The following is a 20,033-nucleotide window of genomic DNA, read 5'->3' as shown; positions in this document are numbered from 1 at the left end:
GTCCCCAGCAGTTGAGTGAAACCCTCCCCAAGAGTTTCGCATCGGGAAATCCAGCTGCGGTGAACCATGGGCCCTCTCGAGTCCCCCAGTCCCCAATGGGCGGCCCGAGAGGGCCCCTTCTTTTGTCATCGGTAGGCTGGAGCGATGGCCGGCAAGAAGAAAGCGAAGCCCTCGGCGTCCGAGCAGTTCCGCAACACGCAGCTGGCCGATGCACTGCAGACGCAGGACATGGCAGCCGTCGCGTTCGCGCTGCGCCACGGCCCGACGGTGGTGCCGCTCATGCGCCCGGGTCAGCGTGACAACCCGCTGGACGTCGGTGAAGTGTGGACCTACCGCGACCCTCGCACCGGCGATATCGCGCTGCTGCTGTTCAGTGACGCGAAGAACAAGCCGGCGACGCTGCCCCCGGGTGTTGCGCTGCAGTCCCCCGGGTGGCTGCGCGCATTCCTCAGCGCCCACGAGGAGCAGATCACCACGGTGTTCTTCGACATCGCCGGACCCCACCCGCTGCAGGCGACCCCGACCGACCTCATCGCCGCGCTCGACGCGTGAGCGACGCTCAGAACCCGGGGGAGTCGCCCGGCTCGACGCGGTGCATGCGCGGCAAGTCGCGCAACGCGTCACGCAGGGTCTTGCTCGACGCGTCGAGCACCGTGCGGTAACCCAGCCGCGCGGCCTCGCCGTGGCGCTGGTCGCGCTGGGTGACGGGCCGGATCTCGCCGGCGAGGCTGAGTTCGCCGATCGCGGCGAGCTTGGACGGCAGGGCACGGTCGCGCACGGCGCTGGCGACGGCAAGCGCGATCGCGAGGTCGGCAGCGGGCTCGGTCAGGCGCACGCCTCCCACCGTGGAGACGTAGACGTCCAGGTTGGACACCGTGATGTTCGCGCGCTTCTCAAGCACCGCGAGGATCATCGCCACCCGTGACCCGTCGACACCGCTGACGATGCGCCGCGGGTTGGGCGCACCGGTGGCCATAGTCAGCGCCTGCACCTCGACCGGCAGCGCGCGCCGGCCCTCGAGGGCGATCGTGACGCACGTACCGGGTTCGGGGGCGCCCTGACCGAGGAACAGCACACTCGGGTCGGGAACTTCGGCGATGCCCGCGCCGGTCATATTGAAACAGCCCACCTCGTCGGTGGCGCCGAACCGGTTCTTCAGCGCCCGCACGAACCGCAGCGACGTCTGCCGGTCGCCTTCGAAGTGGCAGACGACATCGACCAGGTGCTCGAGGATGCGCGGCCCCGCGATGGAGCCGTCCTTGGTGACGTGCCCGACGATGATCACGGGGAGGTCCCGCTCCTTCGCCACGCGGATGAGCGTGGTCGCCACTTCCCGCACCTGCCCGGGGTGCCCCGCCATGCCGTCGGACAGTGACGAGGACACCGTCTGCACCGAGTCGACGATGAGCAGGTGCGGCTGCACCTGGTCGATGTGGCCGAGGATCGTCGCCAGGTCGGTCTCGCTGGCCAGGTACAGCTCGTCGTGCAGGGCTCCGGTGCGTTCGGCGCGCAGTCGCACCTGCCCCAGCGACTCTTCCGCGCTGACGTACAGCACCCGCCGGCCCACGCGGGCGCTCTGCGCGGCGACCTCGGTGAGCAGCGTCGACTTGCCGACACCGGGCTCGCCGGAGAGCAGGATCGCGGCGCCGGGAACGAGTCCGCCGCCCAGCACGCGGTCGAACTCGCCGATGCCGCTGGTGGTGCGCGAGGCCTCTTGCGTCTGCACCTGCGTGATGGGCCGCGCGACGCGCGCCGCCCCGGGGGCGACGGGGGCCATGGTGCGGATGATGCCGGCCTGCTCGGCAGCCTCGACCACGGTGCCCCACTGCTGACACTCCCCGCAGCGCCCGGCCCACTTCAGGGTCGTCCAGCCGCACTCCGTGCAGCGATAGGGCGCGGTGGTCGCTGCGCGTCGTGTGGCCATGCATTCAGGCTACGGGGCGGGTCGGACACCGGCGTCCGCGGCGCGGGAGCAGATGATAGCGGCGCGGGCGCGCCCCGGAAAATCGACCCCTCGCAATGTTTCGGGACGGTAAACCCTCGCGCCGAACGGCGTCATTTGGCGAGGTGCGGTATCGCGCAACCCATAGCGTGGTGAGCGACGCGCTTGTCGCGTCCACCCCCCACACCGTTGTTCCAAGGAGTTCCGTCGTGCCCGCGAATCCGCAGACCGTCACCGGCCTGACCCTGTGGGACGGCGACCTCGATCGCGGTCCCGCCCAGCTCGAGTGGGCCGGCGACCGCATCACCGCGGTCACCCCGGTGCAGGCCACGCAGGCCCCGCCCGCGGAGTTCAGCATCATCCCCGGCCTCATCGACACGCACGTGCACCTGGACTCCGCCGCCGCGGCATCCGCGGTGGACTGGATGACCTGGCCGCTGATCACCCCGGCGTCGGAGCGGTCCCTGCATGTGGTCGCTCACGCGCGCACCGCCGCCGCCGCGGGCGTCACGACCCTGCGTGAGCTGGCGGGCGGCGAAGTGCAGCTGTCCGCTGCGCGGGGACTGCGCGCCGGTCTCATCCCGGGGGCGCGCGTGCTCGTCCACGGCCCCGTCGGCATGACCGCCGGTCACGGTGACCTCTTCGTGCCGCCGCACTACCCGCACCGCCCGCCGGTGGCCGATTCGCCCGACGAATGCCGCAAGCTCGTGCGGGAATGGGCGCGTTCCGGTGCCGACGGCATCAAGATCTTCACCAGCGGCGGGGTCCTCTCCGTCGGGGACAAGGTGGGCTGGCGCAACCAGACCGACGCGGAGATCGCGGCGACGGTCGACGAGGCCCATGCGCTGGGCATGCTCGTGGCCGCACACACCCACACCGCCGAAGGCGTGGACATCGCGCTGAAGTTCGAGGTCGACTCCCTCGAGCACGGCACCGGCATCCTGCAGCGGCACTGGGACACGCTCCTCGAGCGGAACATCCCGGTCGCGCCCACGTTGCTGATCAACGACGCCATCGCCGATCGCCGCATCCCCGTCAGCGACGAGGCAGCCGAGAAGGCGCGCGCCGTCGTGGCCGAGCGCGACGCGAACTTCGCCGGAGCGGCAGCAGCCGGCATCCGGTTCGTCCTCGGCACCGACGCCAACGGGATCATGGTGAAATTCGGCGACCAGCTCGAGGAGCTTCGCCTGATGAAGCGGGCATTCGACTGGTCCTCGGAGCGCACGCTCCGGGCGGGCACCTCCGATGCGGCCGACTCGCTCCGGCTCACCGGAACTGTCGGACGGCTCCAGCCAGGTCAGGCTGCGGACTTCGTGATCGTACGCGGCCGCCCGTGGGAGGACATCGACGTCCTCACGGCGGAGAACGTCGTCGCGGTCGTCGCCCGCGGGCAGCTGGTCGCCGGCGCGATGCCGGCGTGATCCTGCGCGTCCCCCTCACCGAGAACCCCCTGGCAATCAAGGAGAAACCGTGACCCACTCACGCCCCCGCCACGCACGACGCATCGCCGCCTCGCTGACCGCCGGCCTGGCCGTCGTCGCTCTCGCCGGATGCTCCGGCGGTGCCGAGACGTCGTCGGCACCTGCCGCCGACCTCGCGCAGGACATCGTCTTCGCGCTGAAGGAGGACCCGACCTGCCTGGACCCGCAGCAGACCTCGGTGACCACCTCGCTCATCGTCGGACGCCAGCTGGCCGACTCGCTGCTGGACCAGAACCCCGACACCGGTGAGATCGTGCCGTGGCTGGCCAGTGAGTGGGAAGCCAGCGACGACCTGACCTCGTACACCTTCACGCTGCGCGAGGGCGTCACGTTCAGTGACGGCACGGCGCTCACCTCCGAGGTCGTCGCGGCCAACTTCGACGCCATCGTCGCCCTCGGCGCGTCGGCCTCCCTCGCGAACGGCTACCTCGCCGGATACGAGGGCACCGCGATCGCCGACGACAGCACGTTCACGGTCACCTTCTCCGCACCCAACGTGCAGTTCCAGCAGGGGGCCACGACCATGTCGCTCGGCATCCTGTCCGCCGAGACGGTTGCCGCCTCCGCCGAGGACCGCTGCCAGGCCGTCGTCGGGTCGGGGCCGTTCGTGCTGGAGTCCTACGTGCCCAACGACGCGGTCGGACTGGTGGGACGCGAAGGCTACGACTGGGCGTCCCAGCTGCGCGAGCACGAGGGGGAGGCCCACCTCGACTCGATCAGCTTCCCGATCATCGCCGAGCCGAGCGTGCGCACCGGCGGACTCGAATCCGGCGAGTACGACGTCATCCAGGACGTGCCGTATGTCGATGAGTCGCGTTTCGGCACCGACGAGTACCGCCTGTACGCCAAGGCGAACCCGGGCATTCCGAACTCGCTGGTGCTGAACACCACGCGCGGCCCGCTGGCCGACGAGGCAGTGCGCCAGGCCATCTCGGCGGCGCTGGACCGTGAGCAGATCAATGTGCTCACCGGGTCGCTCAGTGGCTCGGCGCCCACCAGCGTGCTCACCTCCTCGACCCCCGGATTCACCGACCTCGGCGACGTGCTCGCTTTCGACGCCGACCGTTCCGAGGAACTCCTCGAGGGCGACGGCTGGAGCCTCGGCGAGGACGGCATCTACGAGAAGGACGGCGAGCCGCTCACGGTCACGGTCACGGCGTTCTACGCCCAGGACGTGCTCGAGGCGGCCCAGATGCAGCTGCGCGAGGCCGGCATCGACCTGCAGCTGAAGATGGTGTCCTCCGGCGACTTCTTCGGAGCGGTCGCCTCCGGCGACTACGACGCCCTCGGTGCGGCGCTGACCCGCACCGACCCCGACGCGCTGCGCACGCTGCTGTCGACCGAGTCTGCGGCCCGCTGGGGCATCGTCGACGACGCCGAGCTGGAGGCGCTCCTGCAGGAGCAGGCGCAGACGGCGGATGCCGACGCGCGCCAGAAGCTCGTCGACGACATCCAGCAGATCGTCGCCGAGCGGGCGTACGTGATCCCGACGCTGGAGACGGTGCAGCTGCACGGCTCGCGTGCCGGCGTCGAGGGCATCACCTTCGATTCGGCCGCCCGCCTGCACCTGTACGACACGCGGGTCGTCTCGGACTGATGGCGTCGCCGGAGCAGCGCGCAGCACCAGCGCACGGGGAAGGCGGCGCGCGAGCGATCGCCCGCTTCCTGGTCCCGAAGATCCTGCAATGCCTCTTCGTGATCTGGGCGACCTATTCCGTCGCCTTCCTGCTGATGCACGCGCTGCCCGGCGACCCCGTCCTCGCCGCGCTCTCCCTGCGCGGCGGGGACGCCACCTCCACCGATCCCGCTGAACTCGACGCCCTCCGGGCCCGCTACGGGCTGGACGGCCCGGTGTGGCAGCAGTACCTGACCGGGTTCCTGGGACTGTTCGCCGGCGACTTCGGCATCTCGATCGCCACCGGTCAGCCGGTGATCGACATGATCGGCCGGGCGTTCCCCCACACCGCTGCCGTCGCCGTCTTCGCCCTCGTCACCGGGTTCGTCGTCGCGCTCGCCTTCACGGTGTGGGCCTACATCGCCCGACCCGCGTGGCTGCGCGACGTCGTCGCCCAGATCCCACCGCTGGGCATCGCCATCCCCGCCTTCCTCACCGGTCTCGTGCTGATCAGCGTGTTCTCCTTCGGGCTCGGCTGGTTCCCGGCATCCGGCACCGACGGATTCGCCAGCATCGTGCTGCCGGGCATCACGCTGGCCCTTCCCACCGGTGCCATCTTCTTCCAGGTGTTCTCGGCGGCGGTGTTCGACGCCGGCGCGAGCCCGTTCGTCACGACCGCCAACGCAAAGGGTCTCACGCAGCGCACCGTCGTGACCCGTCACGTGCTGCGCAACGCGCTGCTGCCCTCCATCACGATCATCGGCCTGCAGATCGGCTATCTCGCCGGCGGCACCGCGGTGGTCGAGACGGTGTTCTCGCGAGACGGCATCGGCCGTCTCACCGTCGACGCCGTGCTCGCGCGCGACGTCAACGTCGTGATGGGCGTCGTGGTGGTCGTGGCCACCGTGTACGCGGTCGTCACTCTCATCGTCGACGGTCTGTACGGCGTGATCGACCCGCGCACCCGCACCCGGCTGCGCACCGGGAAGGCGGCCACCCGATGAATGTCCTGCGCAAACCCGGGCTGCTGCTGTCGATCCTGACGCTCGCGGTGGTCGTCGTCGCCGTGATGGTCCCGCAGCTGCTCGCCCCCTACGACCCGTTCGCCTCCGTCGGGACCGCGCGGCTCGCCCCGCCCAGCGCCGAGCACCTCTTCGGCACCGATCACCTCGCCCGGGACGTCTTCTCCCGCGTGGTGCACGGGGCGCGGCTGTCGCTGTCCGCCGCCGTTCTCGCGGTGGTCGCGGGACTCGTGATCGGTTCGATCGTGGGACTGGTGACCGGATACCTCGGCGGCCCGGTGGACTTCGTGATCATGCGGTTCGTGGATGTCCTCATCGCCATTCCCGGCATCCTGCTTGCCCTCATCGTGGTCGCCTCCCTGGGATTCGGCCCGCTCTCGATCGCGCTCGGCGTAGGGCTCGGGGCCGCGGGTTCGTTCGCGCGGATCATGCGCGCCCAGGTGCTGCGGGTGAGGGCGGAGGAGTACGTCGAAGCCGCTCGCACCCTCGGGGTCCGCGGCCCGGCTGTCCTCGCGCGACACGTGCTGCCCAACGCTGCCCGGCCCATCGTCGCGATGGCGGCGATGGAGCTGGCTCTGGCCATCCTGTCGGTGTCGGCGCTGAGCTTTCTGGGCTTCGGCGCCCAGCCGCCCGCGCCGGAGTGGGGCGCCCTGGTCTCGGCCGGGCGCGATTTCGTCGCGACGGCGCCGTGGCTGAGTCTGCTGCCCGGTGCGGTGATCCTTGCCGTCGTGCTGTCGGTGAACAGCGTGGCCCGATCGATCCGAGGTGACCGATGACCGCTTTGCTGCAGGTGCGCGGACTGCGCGTGGACTACGGCACCGGACGCCGCGCCCACCCGGCCGTGCGCGGCGTCGACTTCGACATCGACGCCGGCGAGATCGTCGCGGTGGTGGGGGAGTCCGGGTCGGGCAAGAGCACGATCGCGCACGCCCTGATGCGGCTGCTGCCGGTGGAGGCGCACATCCGCGGCGGCGAGATCCGCTTCGATGGCGTGGAGCTGCGCACCGCGTCCGTCGGCGCGCTGCGACGCCTGCGCGGTCGGCGCATCGGCTTCGTTCCGCAGGACCCCTCGAACAGCCTCAACCCCCTGATGCGCGTGGGGGAGCAGATCGCCGAGAGCCTGCGCCGCCACCGCGGCCTGTCGAAGGCGGATGCCGCCGCTCGCGCGATCGAGATCATCGCCGAGGTCGGCGTCCCCGATGCGGCCCGGCGTGCCGGTCAGTACCCGCACGAGCTATCCGGAGGCCTCCGGCAGCGCATCCTCATCGGCATCGCGTGGGCCTGTGAACCCGATCTGGTCATCGCCGACGAGCCCACCAGTGCTCTGGATGCCACCGTGCAGCGTCATGTGCTGGACCGGATGCAGGCGCTCGCGGCCGCGCACGGCACCGCGGTGCTGCTGGTCACGCACGATCTCGCCGTCGCCGCCGATCGTGCCGATCGCATCGTCGTCGTGCACAACGGCGAGATCGTCGAAAGCGGCAGGTCCCGCGACGTGCTCGCGGCACCGCAGCACGACTACACCCGGCGGCTGGTGGCCGCCGCTCCCGGGCTGCACAGCGGACGGCTGCAGCCCAGCGTCGGCGTCGCGACCCGCACCGCACCAGCCGGCGAACCGCCCCTTCTCGACGTGCGCGGGCTGGGCAAGACCTACGGAACGGGTGCGCGCGGCGTGGCCGCCGTCGAAGCGGTCGAGTTCTCCGTCCCGCGCGGGTCGACCTTCGCCCTCGTGGGCGAGTCGGGGTCGGGCAAGAGCACGACCGCGCGCATGGTCGCCCGCATCATCGAGTCCGACACCGGCACCGTCGCGTTCGACGGCCGCGACATCACCGGGCTGCGCGGCAGCGAGCTGCGGCAGCTGCGCCGGCGGATCCAGGTCGTCTACCAGAACCCGTTCGGGTCGCTTGATCCGCGGATGAGTGTGGCCGGGCTCATCGCCGAACCCCTGCGGGCCTTCGGCGCCGATCGGGTCCAGACGCGCGCAACCGTGCGCGAACTGCTGGCTCAGGTGCGCCTGGCCCCGGAGATGCTCACCCGTCGCCCCGCCCAGCTGTCAGGCGGGCAGCGGCAGCGGGTGGCGATCGCCCGAGCGCTGGCGCTGCGGCCGGAGCTGGTGGTGCTCGATGAGCCGGTCTCGGCACTGGACGTCTCAGTGCAGGAGCAGGTGCTCCAGCTGCTGGTCGATCTGCAGGCAGAGCACGGCCTGACGTACCTGTTCATCTCGCACGATCTCGGGGTGATCCGCCAGATCTCCGACCGCGTCGCAGTCATGCGCGATGGGCGCATCCTGGAGCAGGGGGCACTGGAGCAGATCTTCCAGCAGCCCACCCACGACTACACGCGGGAACTGATCGGGTCCATCCCGGCACGCGCGTGTCCTGACGACGCCGAGCGCGCCGCGTGATCAGCCGCGCAGTTCGTCGGCCACGGTGCGCAGTGCGTCGGCGGAGTGGCGGAACAGTTGCAGCTCGCTCGGCGAGAACTGCGTCTCGTAGATAGGGATGGCACCGCCCGCGCTGACGATCGACGGTACCGACAGGGCGACGCCGGAGACCCCGTGGAAGTCCTCGAGCACCGTGGACACCGGCATGACCGCGTGCTCATCGCGCAGGACCGCCTCCACGATGCGGGCGCTGGACAACCCGATCGCGTAGTTGGTCGCGCCCTTGCCCTGGATCACCTTGTACGCGGCATCCCGCACGTCGATCGCGATCTGGTCGAGCTCGTCCACCGTCATCCGGGGGTGGCCTTCGGTCTCCCAATCCAGGATCGGCACGGTGCCGATGAACGCCTTGGACCACAGCGGAAACTCGGTGTCGCCGTGCTCGCCCACGATGTAGGCGTGCACACTGGTGGATGCGACGCCGGCGCGCTGGGCCAGCTTCCACCGCAGGCGGGAGGTGTCCAGCACCGTCCCCGACGCGAAGATCCGCTCCGGGGGAAGCCCGGTGGCCTCCTGTGCCAGCACGGTGAGCACGTCGCAGGGGTTGGTCACGATGACGAACACGGCGTTGGGGGCGACTTCCAGCAGCTTCGGCATCATCGACTTCAGGATGTTCGCGTTCGTGCCGGCGAGCTCGATGCGGGTCTGCCCCGGCTTCTGCTTGGCCCCGGCCGTGATCACGATGACGTGCGAGCCCTCTGCCACGGAGATGTCGCTGCCGCCGATGATGTCGCTCGACCCGGTGAACTGCGTGCCGTGGGCGAGGTCGAGCACCTCCGCCTCGGTTTTCTCAGTGGCGATGTCGTAGAGCGCGATGTGGCGCGCGGAGCCGCGGATGAGAGCGGCATAGGCGGTGGACGATCCGACGCTGCCGGCGCCGACGACGGTCAGTTTCGAGTTCTCGATGACGCTCATGGCCTCAGTCTCGCAGGACCGGATGCCGCTGACTACCGGGGTGCCGAACGCGCGTCGCTGTCGGCACCGGGGTCGCGAACGGGATTGCGGATGCCGAGGAACGACACGACGCCGCCCGCCGCCATCAGTGCGGCCGTCGCGATCGCGGCGCGGTGGAAGCCCTCGAGGTCGAGCGAACCGCCCACGATCGCCGCCAGCATCGCGATCACGATGAGGCCGGCCACGCGCGCGACGGCGTTGTTCACCGCCGAGGCGATGCCCGACCTCTCCGGTTCGATCGCGCCGAGGATCGCCGCCGTCAGGGGTGCCACGGTGATGCCCAGGCCCAGCCCGAACACCAGCATGCTCGGCAGCACCTGCCACCAGTAGTCGAAGTCCACCCCGACCGTCAGCAGCAGCAGCGACCCGGCCGCCATGACCAGCGGGCCCACTGTCATGAACAGCCGTGGGCCGATGCGTCCGGCCAGCACCCCCACCCGCGAGCTCAGCACGATCAGCAGCAGAGTCGTCGGCATGCTCGCCAGGCCCGCGAGCGTCGCGGTCAGACCCGCGCCCTGCTGCAGATACACACCCACGACGAAGCCGTTCAGGGAGAGTGCGCCGTAGATGAACGCCGTCGCGAGGTTGCCGGTCCAGAAGTTGCGCACCCGGAACAGCCCCAGCGGCAGGATGGGGTTGCGCACCGTGCCCTGGCGCCACAGGAATGCGGCGAACAGGGCGATCCCGAGCACCAGCGGCAGCCAGATCGCGGTCGACGACCACCCGAGATTCGGCTGCTCGATGAGCGCGAAGACCATGCCCCCCAGGCCCAGGGTGCACAGGAACGCACCGAGCCAGTCGATCGAGGCACCCGCCCGGCGCTCGTCGCGCACCTCGAGCCGCGGCAGCAGCCACAACGTGATGACGATCGGCACGACGTTGACGACGAACGCCCAGCGCCACGACAGGTAGTCGACGAACAGCCCGCCCACGACGGGGCCGGCGATCGTGGCGGCAGTCGTCAGCGCGGTCCAGACGCCAATCGCCTGTGCCTGCAGCGGTCCGCGGATGCTGGAGGTGATGAGCGCGAGCGAGCTCGGCACGAGGAACGCGCCGGCGGCGCCCTGTACGGCGCGGGCGACGATCAGCAGCACCGGGTCGGGCGCGAGGGCGATCGCGACGGATGCCACGGCGAACCCGATCAGCCCGATGCGCAGCACCAGGATGCGCCCGTACGCGTCGCTGACGGAGCCGGCCAGCAGGATCAGCGCGCCCAGGGTGATCAGGTACGCATCGACGGTCCACTGCTGGGTGGTCAGCCCGCCGCCCAACTCTCGGCTGATCGCCGGGAGAGCGACGTTGACGATGCTGCCGTCGAGGAACGCGACGAACGAGGCGAGCACCGCGACGGCGACGACGAGCTGCTGCTGCCGTGTCATCGACGGGGACATGCCCTCACGCTAGACCGGCTGCGGACGCAGGGGCAGGTGGTGGCGGATCGGAACGAGGGCGATGGATGCCGGGGTGCGGCATCCATCGCCCTGTCGGGTTCAGTGCGTGTCGGCCCAGGCCCAGATGTCATCTCCGCGCAGCGACGCGTCTGCGCCGCCGTCGTTGTAGATGACCTGGCCGGCGAGGTGGGTGTTCTCCACGCTGGTGAGCCAGATGAGCAGGTTGCTGATCGACTCGGCCGGCTGGTGGTAGTTCAACGGCATGGGCACCGAGGCATCCACCATCGCGGCGCCTTCGGGGCTCTTCAGCAGCTCGGTGGTCATCGGGGTGATGACGGTGCCGGGGGCGACCGCGTTCAGCGGAATGCCGGCGCCGGCCCAGGCGGGCGTGATCGCCTCGCGGCGGACCCAGCGGGACAGCGCGCGCTTCGAGGACGGGTAGACGAGGTAGCCGACCTTCGGGCCCTGCGCGGTGAGGCCTTCGGCGATCTCGAGCGCGCGTGACTCGTCGCCGGCGAGGGCGGCGTCGACCATTTCGGTGGAGTGGGCCTGCAGCGACGCCATCGACGACACGACCGCGGCACGGGGGGCGTCGGACTTCGCCAGTGCGGGCAGGAGAGCTTCGAGCAGTTCGGTGACGCCGAAGAAGTTGACCGAGATGGTCTTCGGGATGGGTGCGGCGATGCCGGCGCACGCGATGACGGCGTCGATCGTGCCGCCGGCGAGGTCGATGGCGCTCGCTGCGGCCTGCGTGCGGCCTTCGCCGGTGGACAGGTCGGCTTCGATGTCTGCGTTGCGCAGGTCGATGCCGATGACGCGCTCGCCGCGGTCGCGCAGCAGCTGGGCGGTGGTCGCGCCGATGCCGGATGCCGATCCGGTGACGATGTAGGTGCGGGGCATGGGTGCCTCTTTCTTTTGTGGGCCCGGGGTGGGGGCCGTGGTTCAGGTCGCCGCGTGGTGGCGGACGGGTGGGAAATCAGGGGGAACGTCGATGCCCACCGCCCTGACGAAGCGCAGGGTGAGTTCGGCGAAGGTGCGCCGCTCGGCGGCATCCCAGTCGTGGAGGGCGCCGTCGATCATCTCGAGGCCCTGGGCTACCAGGAGGGCGAACACCCGTGCGCCCGCTTCGGTGAGCGAGACGATCGTCGCGCGCCCGTCGGCGGGGTCGGGCGACTTGGCGATCAGGCCGGCGGCGTCAAGCCGGGAGAGCTGCTTGCTCATGGTCGGACGCGTCACGCGCAGGTTGGTCGCAAGGTCGCTCGCGCGCTGGGGGCCGCCGAGGCCGAGGATGTAGACCGGCTGGATGTCGCCGGCGTCGATGGTCAGGCCGGCCTCACGGGCGATGGCCTCTTGGCGGGTGAGCGAGGACCACTGCGCCATCAGGCGGGTGAGCGAGGACAGCAGGACTGCTTCGGCAGCGGGGGCCTTCGTTGGCGTGTCCATCCGCCGATCCTATGCCAGGTAGTTGCCTCAGGCAATTAAATGCCGAGGCCGCTCCGGGGGCGCGCAGGCGCGATTGGCGGCCGGGCCTGGCGTCACGTAGGATTGTCCGCGGTGACGTGTCCGAGCGGCCGAAGGTGCAACTCTCGAAAAGTTGTGTAGGGTAACCCCCTACCGTGGGTTCAAATCCCACCGTCACCGCCATAAATCCCTGATCAGACGGTACTTCTGAGTTCCGTTGAACGAATGGGAAACAACGGGCGGGTTCAGGTCTCTGTCGAGGCCCGGATCCGCCCGTTTTTACTCGGTTCTCAGCGCCATCAGATTCTCCGAGCGCCGGATGTCGAGCCGGTCGACTCTCGAAAGCGACTGACTCGATAGCGAACAGTGTTCACGGGCGCTTGCAGCCTGCCCGCTGCGACCTTCGCGTCTTGATCACAAGCCGTCGCCTCGACGAACTGCTGCCGCATCCAGATGTGCTCCGGATCGTGCGTGTGGATCGGATGCCACCACAGGGCGTTGCTGATGGGGGTCGGGTCGAACGGGGGCTCTATCGCGCGAACCCCGCCCATGCCGACGAGGAGGTCGGCGAGTCGCGACTGCACCATCGCGAGGCGGCGGGTTCCCGAGATGAACGGTGCCAGCGACAGGAAACTCTCCACGACGGCCTCCACGCGCGGCTCGACGCCGAGGTGCTGCAGCTGCTGGCTGACGGAGGTGAAGGCGGTGCGGGACTGGTATGTGTAGACCCATGGTGCGGCGGCCATGTCCGCCATGCTCAGCGTCGCTCCGATGCTGTTGTTGGAGGTGGCTGCGAGGACGACCCAATAGTCCTTGTTCAACGTGAGGTGTGGGAGGTCGGCGACGAAGCCGTGCGGCAGGAGAAGGGCATCGGTCGAGCGGAGCCTTTCCTCGATGTTCTCGATGATCTGCGGTGAGTGGAGCATGAAGCGGAGCTTCACGGCGGGCGCCCGCGCCGCGGCCAGTTTCGACACCGCCTGCCCGATCGTGGCGAATCCGTAATCGGATCCGTAGACGGAGAACTCCCGGGTCGAGGTGCTCGGGACCCACTCGGTCTGACTCTCGAACACGCGCCGCGCCATCTCCAACGCGATGGAGGTGTGTTCGAGGAGGCGGATGGCCAGCGGCGTGAGCTCGTACTCGTGGCCACGGCGGGTGAGGATCGGATCGGAGAAATGCGTGCGCAGACGCGCCAGTGACGCCGAGAGTGCCGGTTGACTCAGTCGCAGTCGCTGTGCCGCCCTCGTGACGCTGCGTTCGGTCAGGAGCGCGTCCAGCGCCGTGAGCAGATTGAGGTCCAATCGGGACAGCGGTGGCTTCTCTGCCATGGCGACTCCTTAAGGGACGGCGACGGTGCCGAAGAGTATCCCGCCACTATAAATGGGATCGATGCCCGGCATCGACAACCGGGTGTTCCCTGATAAGTCGACGGCGTCGATAGTGGAAGGACGGGGCGCACGGAGCCCTTTCGGAAAGGTCAAGGATGATCATGCTTCTCTCTCACCTCTCGTACGTCACGATCACGTCGACGGATGTCGAGGCATCGGTGGAGTTCTACAGGGACCAGGTCGGGCTCACCGAAGTCGAGCGCGTGGGCGACGCCGTCTACCTGCGCTGCTGGGGCGACTACTACGCCTACTCACTCGTGGTGGTGCCCGGTGACGAACCGTCGCTCGCGACGATGGCGTGGCGGACCTCCAGCGCCGAGGCGCTGAACGAGGCCGTGCGCCGGATCGAGGCCGCCGGGGTGCAGGGCGAATGGGTCGAGCAGCACGCGATCGGTCGCGCCTACCGCTTCACGGGTCCGTGGGGGCACTCGATGACGCTGCACTGGGATGTCACTCGGCACCGCGCGGAGCCGTCGGCCGCGTCGATCTACCCCGACCGGCCCGAAAAGCGCAGTCATGTCGCCGGCGCTCCGCGCCAGCTCGACCACGTCACGATCGCCGCGAGCGACGTCGACGGGTTCGCGCGCTGGTACAACGAGGTGCTGGGCTTCCGGATCATGGCGCGTACCGTGCTCGACGAGGCGCCCATCTCGGTGTTCTCGGTGCTCACCACGAACGAGAAGTCGCACGACCTCGGCGTCGTGCTCGACGGTTCCTCGCGCGCCGGGCGGGTCAACCACTACGCCTTCTGGGTCGACACCCGCGAGGAGCTGCTCATCGCCGCCGACGTCCTCATGGAGCGTGGCACCGCGATCGAGTACGGGCCTTCCATCCACGGCATCGGCGAGCAGAGCTTCCTCTATTACCGCGAGCCCTCGAGCATGCGGATCGAGCTGAACACCGGCGGCTACCGCAACTACGTGCCCGACTGGGAGCCGCAGACGTGGAAACCGTCGCTGGGGTCGAGCAACGTGTACCGCAACGCTGCGATGCCGATGTCGATGACGGAGTCGTTCCCGCCCGCCGATGGGCCCACCGCCACGGAGGAAGGCGTTCCCGACGAGATCAAGGCCGCGCTGCTGAACCCGTACACCCGTCACGGCTGAGCGCTGCTCGTTTTGTCCCGGGGCGGCCGCCGTGTTGCTGCCGCCCTGGGACGCCGGACGTCACGACTCGAGGAGGACTCATGACCCATACCCCACCTACCGCCCCCTTCGCCCTCGCCCGATACCGGCAGGGCGATGATGTCGTTCTCGGGCTCGTCGCCGGCGACCGCATCCGTCCCCTCGGTGAGGAGGACCTGGGAGCCGCCGATCTGAACGCGTTCCTCGCGGAACCCGAATGGGAACGTCTCGCAGCGCTCGCCGAGGCGGAGGGGCCGTGGACTCCGCTGTCCGAGGTGGTTCTGACCGCTCCGGTGCAGCCGCGCCAGGTGCTGCAGGCGGGCGCGAACTATCGCACGCATGTCGTGCAGCTGATCGTCGGCGGACTGACCAAGGGCGAGTCGGCGCTGACGCCGGAGGAGGCGCGGGCCCGTGCCGAACGCATCATGGATGCGCGCGCCGCCAGCGGTCGCCCGTTCGTCTTCATCGGCATGCCGCAGTGCGTCGTGGGAGACGACGTCCCCCTCACGCTTCCGTCCTACAGTGACGTGCATGACTGGGAGCTCGAACTCGCCGTCGTCATCGGCCCCGAGGCGTTCCGCGTGGGCCGAGACGAGGCCATGAGCCACGTTGCGGGGTACACGATCACCAACGACATCTCGACCCGCGATCTGCTCTTCCCCTCCGACGTGGGCGACATCGGCGCCGACTGGTTCAGCGCCAAGAACGCGCCGGGCTTCCTCCCCACGGGGCCATACCTCGTCCCGGCGCCGTTCGTTGACCCCGCGAATCTCGCCATCCGCCTGGAGCTGAACGGCGAGGTGATGCAGGATGCCACGACCGCGGAGCTGGTCTTCGACGTCGCCGCGCTCGTCTCGACCGCGTCCCAGACGCTGCCGCTTCTGCCGGGCGACATCCTGCTCACCGGCAGCCCCGCGGGCAACGGCCAGCACTGGAAACGATTCCTGCGCGATGGTGACGTGATGACCGGCACGATCGAGGGCGTCGGCACGCAAGTCGTCCGCTGCGTCGCGGAGGCGGCCGCATGACCGCGCCGAGCGAGCACCCGGCCGACCTCGACCGCAACGACCCCGAAGGCGAGATCGCCGCGCGCGTGACGGCGTATCGCAATTGGGGCCGCTGGGGTGAGGACGACGTCCTGGGCACCCTCAACTTCATCGACGAGGCCAAGCGCGTCGAGGCGGCGGCACTCGTGACGCAAGGGCGTGTCGTCTCGCTGTCGCAGGCGTTCAACACGGACGGCCCTCAGAAGGGGTGGCGGCGCCGGATCAATCCCGTCCACACCATGACCGACACCGGCACCGACGCCGAACGCGGCAACCAGCCGTTCCCGCACGGCATCGGCGGCGCCGACGACTACATCACGATGCCTCTGCAGTGCTCCACGCAGTGGGACGGCCTCGGCCACATCTTCGACCACGGGATGGCGTGGAACGGTCGCCGTGCGGGCGATGTCGTCACCAGTGACGGCGACCTCGTCACCGGGATCGAGCACGCGGCCGCTGTCATCGTCTCCCGTGGCGTCCTGCTCGACATGGGGCGCTTCCTTCAGCCCGACACCGGAGAACTGCCCGACGGCTACGGCATCACCGCCGCCGACCTCGACGCGTGCATCGCGGCGCAGGGGGAGTCCAGCCGGGTCGGACGCGGCGACATCCTGCTGGTTCGCACGGGCCGGCTCGCCCGTGCCCGGCGCGAGGGGTGGAACGACTATGCCGGCGGCGAAGCGGCCGGCATGTCGCTGACCACCGCCGGCTGGCTGCACAGAAGCGAGGTCGCAGCGGTCGCCACCGACACGTGGGGCTTCGAAGTGCGCCCCAACGAGTTCGACGTGCCGTCGTTCCAGCCTCTGCACCAGATCGCGATCCCGAACATGGGGCTCACGATCGGTGAGATGTGGGACTTCGACGAGCTCGCCGACGCGTGCGCCGCACGCGGACGCTGGGACGTGCTGCTGTCGGCGCCACCCCTGCCGATCACCGGGGCGGTCGGTTCGCCGATCAATCCGGTGGCCGTCTTCTGACACACACCACCGCACACCCGAACAGAACAGAGAGGTTCTGACATGACTGCAGTGCACACCGTCGCAATCGTGGGGTCCGGCGTCGCCGGCCTGGCCGCCGGCATCCAGCTGGCCAAGGCCGGCGTCGAGGTCGATCTCTTCGAAGCCAAGCCGCAGCTGACCGCCCTCGGCTCCGGCATCAGTCTGCAGGGCAACGCCCTGCGGGTGTTCGACGCGCTGGGCGCGTGGGACGACATCCGCGAGGCCGGATACCCGTTCGAGGGGCTCACCTTGCGCGCGCCCGGTCCCGGTGCTCCCGTGGTCGCCGAGCTTCCCGATGTGAAGACGGGAGGTCCGGATTATCCGGCCGGGATGGGGATGCCGCGGGCAGAGCTTGCCCGCATCCTCTTGGCGCACGCCGAGCGCGCGGGCGTGCAGGTGCACTTCGGAGCGAAGCTGACCGGCCTCACCCAGGATGCGGACGGCGTCCAGATCGAGATCGAGGGCGCGCCTGCCGGCCGCTACGACCTCGTGATCGGCGCAGACGGGCTGCACTCGACGGTGCGCGAGCTCATCGGGATCGAGGCGAAGCCCGAGTCGACGGGGATGGGGATCTGGCGCACGTTCGTCTCGCGCCCGGCGGAGGTCGAACGCAGCACGCTCTACTACGGCGGGCCGGTCTACATCGCCGGCTACACCCCGACGGGTGAGGACAGCATGTACGCGTTCCTCGTGGAGAAGGCAGAAGACCGCTTCGGCGTCGACCCTGACGAGGCGCGCCGGCTCATGCTCGAGGCATCACGTGCGTACGACGGGCCGTGGAACCAGATCCGCGCCGACATCGAAGCCGGCGCTGACGCGCACTACACGTGGTTCACCCAGCATCTCGTGGCAGAGCCGTGGAACCGTGGCCGCGTGGTCATCATCGGTGACGCCGCGCACAGCTGCCCCCCGACGATCGCCCAGGGCGCCGCGCAGGGGGTGGAGGATGCCTTCGTCCTCACCGAACTGCTCACGCGGGGCGAGAGCCTCGACCAGGGGATGTGGGACGAGTTCCACGCCCGCCGCATCCCCCGCGCGGGGGCGGTGGTGGCAGCGTCGGTGCAGCTCGGCCAATGGCAGATCGACGGTGATCGCAGCGCCGACGCCGGCGGGCTGATCTTCGGGATCGCGCAGAAGATGGCAGAGCCCGCATGACCGCGCCGCCGCAGTCCGTCACCGACGTCCACGCCCATCTTCTCCTGCCTGGGCTGCACGCCGAGGTCGCGCGCCGCGCCCCCGACCTCGTCGCCGAGGCGGCTGCACTGGAGCTCGTGCGCCACGGTGCCGACAGCCAGGCAGTGTCAGGACCGATGGTCGGTGCCCGCGTCCCCAAGCTCACCGACGTGGGCCTGCGCCTGGCGGCGATGGACGCGCAGGGCGTCGACGTGCAGTGGGTCAGCGCCTCGCCCAACCATTTCTATCCGTGGGCGCCCGAGGGGCTTGCGGTGTGGGCCGCGGCCGAGGCGAACCGTCTCATCGCAGAGCACACCGCGCAGGCGCCGGATCGCCTCGTGGGACTGGGACTCGTGCCCCTGCAGCATCCGGAGCGCGTCGTCGAACTGCTCGACGACGCCGTGCTCGGCCGCGGGCTCGCGGGGGTGGAGATCTCTTCCTTCGCCGGTGACGTGGAACTGTCGGACGAGCGGCTGGAGCGGTTCTGGGCGCGCGCGGCGGAGCTCGGCTGCGTCGTCTTCCTGCATCCGTTCGGCTGCTCGCTCGACGAGCGGCTCGACCGGTTCTACCTCGCCAACACCGTCGGGCAGCCCGTCGAGAACGCCGTCGCCCTGTCGCACCTGATCTTCGCGGGGGTGCTGGACCGTCACCCCGGTCTTCGGCTCGTCGCGGCGCACGGCGGCGGGTACCTGCCGACCTCGATCGGCCGCAGCGATCACGCGTGGCGCGTGCGTCCCGATGCGCGCGGCTGCGCGCACGAACCGTCCAGCTACCTGCGGAGGATCTGGTTCGACACGGTCGTGCACGACGCCGGCGCGCTGCGTCACCTCATCGAGGTCGCCGGCGAGAGCCAGGTCGTGCTCGGCAGCGACTTCCCGTTCGACATGGGCTTGGAGGATCCCGTCGCCTTCGTGGAGTCCGCCGGTCTCGCACCGCAGACCGCGGAGCGCATCCTGCGCTCGAACGCGGCGGCCCTGCTGGGAAAGACGGTGGACGCATGAGAATCGCTCGCTGGACCCACGAAGAGACCGTGGGGGAGGGCTTCGTCGTCGACGGCCGCGTCGTGCCCTTCCCGGACGGGCTGACGGTCGCCGACGCCCTCGCCCGGGGGATCGACGGATCCGCCGCGCTGCTGTCGCGCGTCGCCGACGCCATCGGCATCCCGCTCGCCGACGTGAACCTCCTCGCCCCCGTCGTACCCCCATCCGTGCGCGACTTCGTCGCCTTCGAGGAGCACGTCGAAGGTGTGAGTGCCGGAGTAGAGGGGAAAATCGACGTGCCGCCCGAGTGGTACCAGGCGCCGACGTTCTACTTCACGAACCCGCACACGATCCTCGCCCCGTTCCAGGAGGTCGCGCCACCGGTCACCGAGCGCCTCGACTTCGAGCTCGAGGTCGCCGTCGTGATCGGGGCAGTGCCGGGATCGACGGGGTCGAACCTCACGCCGGACGCGGCCGCCGAGCACATCTTCGGGTACACGATCATGAACGACTGGTCGGCCCGCGACCTGCAGGCCCGCGAGATGAAGGTGCGCCTCGGGCCGTGCAAGGGCAAGGACTTCGGCACGACGCTGGGGCCCTGGATCGTGACGGCGGACGAGCTCGCGCCCTACCTCGACGCGGAGGGCTTCCTCGCCGTCCACGCCGAGGTGTACGTCAACGACGCGCTCGTCGGCGAGGACCTCGTGTCCAACGCGGGCTGGCCGTTCCCGGAGTTCGTGGCGTACGCGTCGCGCAACTCGCGGGTGGTCCCCGGCGATGTGCTCGGCTCGGGCACCGTCGGCAACGGAGGATGCCTCGGCGAGCTGTGGGGGCGCAACCAGGGCCTCATCCCGCCTCCGCTGCAGACCGGCGACGAGGTGCGGATGGTCGTCGAGGGCATCGGCGAGATCCGCGCCCGCGTCGGCGCCCCCGTGCCGGCTCCGGTTCTGCCGCCCGCACGCCCGCGCTCACGGGCGCGTCGTCGCTGACGGCATCTCGGGACAACAGAAGATCG

Annotated in this window: 18 protein-coding genes and 1 tRNA gene; 13 read left to right on the top strand and 6 right to left on the bottom strand. The window is 69.9% G+C overall.

Annotated elements, in window-relative coordinates:
* The first annotated feature begins 144 nt into the window (after positions 1-144).
* Positions 145-552: a dehydrogenase gene (locus NQ151_RS14515; protein ID WP_257508916.1), complete on the top strand. Its 408-nt coding sequence runs from the start codon at positions 145-147 to the stop codon at positions 550-552.
* A gap of 7 nt (positions 553-559) precedes the next feature.
* On the opposite strand, the gene radA is transcribed toward NQ151_RS14515, so the two are convergent.
* Positions 560-1,924, bottom strand: coding sequence for a DNA repair protein RadA (radA, locus tag NQ151_RS14510; RefSeq protein ID WP_257528531.1), 1,365 nt, complete (start codon positions 1,922-1,924; stop codon positions 560-562).
* Between the two features lie 227 nt (positions 1,925-2,151).
* On the opposite strand from radA, the gene NQ151_RS14505 reads away from it, so the two are divergent.
* The 5 genes from NQ151_RS14505 to NQ151_RS14485 are packed head-to-tail and all read left to right on the top strand — an operon-like array spanning position 2,152 to position 8,464.
* Positions 2,152-3,363, top strand: a complete 1,212-nt coding sequence (locus tag NQ151_RS14505) for an amidohydrolase family protein (protein ID WP_257528530.1) — start codon at positions 2,152-2,154, stop codon at positions 3,361-3,363.
* Positions 3,364-3,412: 49 nt separating this feature from the next.
* The gene (locus NQ151_RS14500) at positions 3,413-5,020 is read left to right on the top strand and encodes an ABC transporter substrate-binding protein (RefSeq protein ID WP_257528529.1); all 1,608 of its coding nucleotides are present in this window, start codon (positions 3,413-3,415) and stop codon (positions 5,018-5,020) included.
* Positions 5,020-6,042, top strand: a complete 1,023-nt coding sequence (locus tag NQ151_RS14495) for an ABC transporter permease (protein ID WP_257528528.1) — start codon at positions 5,020-5,022, stop codon at positions 6,040-6,042. Before NQ151_RS14500 ends, NQ151_RS14495 begins: the two co-directional genes overlap by 1 nt.
* Positions 6,039-6,836, top strand: a complete 798-nt coding sequence (locus NQ151_RS14490; protein WP_257508921.1) for an ABC transporter permease — start codon at positions 6,039-6,041, stop codon at positions 6,834-6,836. The genes NQ151_RS14495 and NQ151_RS14490 overlap by 4 nt, the downstream gene beginning before the upstream one ends.
* Positions 6,833-8,464 (top strand): dipeptide ABC transporter ATP-binding protein, encoded by a 1,632-nt coding sequence (locus NQ151_RS14485; RefSeq protein WP_257528527.1) that lies wholly within the window; start codon positions 6,833-6,835, stop codon positions 8,462-8,464. The genes NQ151_RS14490 and NQ151_RS14485 overlap by 4 nt, the downstream gene beginning before the upstream one ends.
* On the opposite strand, the gene NQ151_RS14480 is transcribed toward NQ151_RS14485, so the two are convergent.
* The 4 genes from NQ151_RS14480 to NQ151_RS14465 all read right to left on the bottom strand — a co-directional run bounded on the left by NQ151_RS14480 (position 8,465) and on the right by NQ151_RS14465 (position 12,291).
* Complete coding sequence (locus NQ151_RS14480; protein ID WP_257528526.1) at positions 8,465-9,418, bottom strand: L-lactate dehydrogenase; 954 nt, start codon at positions 9,416-9,418, stop codon at positions 8,465-8,467.
* 32 nt (positions 9,419-9,450) lie between these two features.
* Entirely contained in the window at positions 9,451-10,848 is a 1,398-nt protein-coding gene (locus NQ151_RS14475; RefSeq protein ID WP_257528525.1) for an MFS transporter, read from the bottom strand.
* A 99-nt stretch (positions 10,849-10,947) separates the two neighbouring features.
* On the bottom strand, positions 10,948-11,748 hold the full coding sequence (locus tag NQ151_RS14470; RefSeq protein WP_257528524.1) for an SDR family NAD(P)-dependent oxidoreductase: 801 nt from the start codon (positions 11,746-11,748) through the stop codon (positions 10,948-10,950).
* A gap of 42 nt (positions 11,749-11,790) precedes the next feature.
* Positions 11,791-12,291 (bottom strand): MarR family winged helix-turn-helix transcriptional regulator, encoded by a 501-nt coding sequence (locus tag NQ151_RS14465; protein WP_257508926.1) that lies wholly within the window; start codon positions 12,289-12,291, stop codon positions 11,791-11,793.
* Positions 12,292-12,401: 110 nt separating this feature from the next.
* On the opposite strand from NQ151_RS14465, the gene NQ151_RS14460 reads away from it, so the two are divergent.
* Positions 12,402-12,492, top strand: a tRNA-Ser gene (locus NQ151_RS14460).
* A 116-nt stretch (positions 12,493-12,608) separates the two neighbouring features.
* Here NQ151_RS14460 and NQ151_RS14455 read toward each other — a convergent pair.
* The gene (locus NQ151_RS14455; RefSeq protein WP_257528523.1) at positions 12,609-13,637 is read right to left on the bottom strand and encodes a LysR family transcriptional regulator; all 1,029 of its coding nucleotides are present in this window, start codon (positions 13,635-13,637) and stop codon (positions 12,609-12,611) included.
* A 155-nt stretch (positions 13,638-13,792) separates the two neighbouring features.
* Between NQ151_RS14455 and NQ151_RS14450 the strand changes: the two genes are divergently transcribed.
* The 6 genes from NQ151_RS14450 (at position 13,793) to NQ151_RS14425 (ending at position 20,007) form a co-directional block, all read left to right on the top strand.
* A complete protein-coding gene (locus NQ151_RS14450; protein WP_257508928.1) occupies positions 13,793-14,803 on the top strand; it encodes a VOC family protein in 1,011 nt (336 codons plus the stop codon).
* An 80-nt stretch (positions 14,804-14,883) separates the two neighbouring features.
* Positions 14,884-15,849, top strand: a complete 966-nt coding sequence (locus NQ151_RS14445) for a fumarylacetoacetate hydrolase family protein (protein ID WP_257508929.1) — start codon at positions 14,884-14,886, stop codon at positions 15,847-15,849.
* Complete coding sequence (locus NQ151_RS14440) at positions 15,846-16,844, top strand: cyclase family protein (RefSeq protein WP_257508930.1); 999 nt, start codon at positions 15,846-15,848, stop codon at positions 16,842-16,844. Before NQ151_RS14445 ends, NQ151_RS14440 begins: the two co-directional genes overlap by 4 nt.
* A 42-nt stretch (positions 16,845-16,886) precedes the next feature.
* Positions 16,887-18,020 carry an FAD-dependent monooxygenase gene (locus NQ151_RS14435; protein ID WP_257508931.1) on the top strand — a complete coding sequence of 378 codons (1,134 nt, stop codon included), beginning with the start codon at positions 16,887-16,889 and terminating at the stop codon, positions 18,018-18,020.
* Positions 18,017-19,039, top strand: coding sequence for an amidohydrolase family protein (locus tag NQ151_RS14430; protein ID WP_257528522.1), 1,023 nt, complete (start codon positions 18,017-18,019; stop codon positions 19,037-19,039). Before NQ151_RS14435 ends, NQ151_RS14430 begins: the two co-directional genes overlap by 4 nt.
* The gene (locus NQ151_RS14425; RefSeq protein ID WP_257528521.1) at positions 19,036-20,007 is read left to right on the top strand and encodes a fumarylacetoacetate hydrolase family protein; all 972 of its coding nucleotides are present in this window, start codon (positions 19,036-19,038) and stop codon (positions 20,005-20,007) included. Before NQ151_RS14430 ends, NQ151_RS14425 begins: the two co-directional genes overlap by 4 nt.
* Positions 20,008-20,033 lie beyond the last annotated feature (26 nt).

It is taken from the genome of Microbacterium sp. zg-YB36 (assembly GCF_024623575.2).
Taxonomy (GTDB): domain Bacteria; phylum Actinomycetota; class Actinomycetes; order Actinomycetales; family Microbacteriaceae; genus Microbacterium.
The sequence above is the reverse complement of the archived record's forward strand: the minus strand, read 5'-3'. Positions and strand labels throughout refer to the sequence as shown.

Bases quoted from the DNA above. Each gene is read 5' to 3' on its own strand.
- NQ151_RS14515 (WP_257508916.1), top strand. From the start codon at position 145: ATGGCCGGCAAGAAGAAAGCGAAGCCCTCGGCGTCCGAGCAGTTCCGC.
- radA (WP_257528531.1), bottom strand. From the start codon at position 1,924: ATGGCCACACGACGCGCAGCGACCACCGCGCCCTATCGCTGCACGGAG.
- NQ151_RS14495 (WP_257528528.1), top strand. From the start codon at position 5,020: ATGGCGTCGCCGGAGCAGCGCGCAGCACCAGCGCACGGGGAAGGCGGC.
- NQ151_RS14490 (WP_257508921.1), top strand. From the start codon at position 6,039: ATGAATGTCCTGCGCAAACCCGGGCTGCTGCTGTCGATCCTGACGCTC.
- NQ151_RS14485 (WP_257528527.1), top strand. From the start codon at position 6,833: ATGACCGCTTTGCTGCAGGTGCGCGGACTGCGCGTGGACTACGGCACC.
- NQ151_RS14480 (WP_257528526.1), bottom strand. From the start codon at position 9,418: ATGAGCGTCATCGAGAACTCGAAACTGACCGTCGTCGGCGCCGGCAGC.
- NQ151_RS14475 (WP_257528525.1), bottom strand. From the start codon at position 10,848: ATGTCCCCGTCGATGACACGGCAGCAGCAGCTCGTCGTCGCCGTCGCG.
- NQ151_RS14470 (WP_257528524.1), bottom strand. From the start codon at position 11,748: ATGCCCCGCACCTACATCGTCACCGGATCGGCATCCGGCATCGGCGCG.
- NQ151_RS14465 (WP_257508926.1), bottom strand. From the start codon at position 12,291: ATGGACACGCCAACGAAGGCCCCCGCTGCCGAAGCAGTCCTGCTGTCC.
- NQ151_RS14455 (WP_257528523.1), bottom strand. From the start codon at position 13,637: ATGGCAGAGAAGCCACCGCTGTCCCGATTGGACCTCAATCTGCTCACG.
- NQ151_RS14450 (WP_257508928.1), top strand. From the start codon at position 13,793: ATGATCATGCTTCTCTCTCACCTCTCGTACGTCACGATCACGTCGACG.
- NQ151_RS14445 (WP_257508929.1), top strand. From the start codon at position 14,884: ATGACCCATACCCCACCTACCGCCCCCTTCGCCCTCGCCCGATACCGG.
- NQ151_RS14440 (WP_257508930.1), top strand. From the start codon at position 15,846: ATGACCGCGCCGAGCGAGCACCCGGCCGACCTCGACCGCAACGACCCC.
- NQ151_RS14435 (WP_257508931.1), top strand. From the start codon at position 16,887: ATGACTGCAGTGCACACCGTCGCAATCGTGGGGTCCGGCGTCGCCGGC.
- NQ151_RS14430 (WP_257528522.1), top strand. From the start codon at position 18,017: ATGACCGCGCCGCCGCAGTCCGTCACCGACGTCCACGCCCATCTTCTC.
- NQ151_RS14425 (WP_257528521.1), top strand. From the start codon at position 19,036: ATGAGAATCGCTCGCTGGACCCACGAAGAGACCGTGGGGGAGGGCTTC.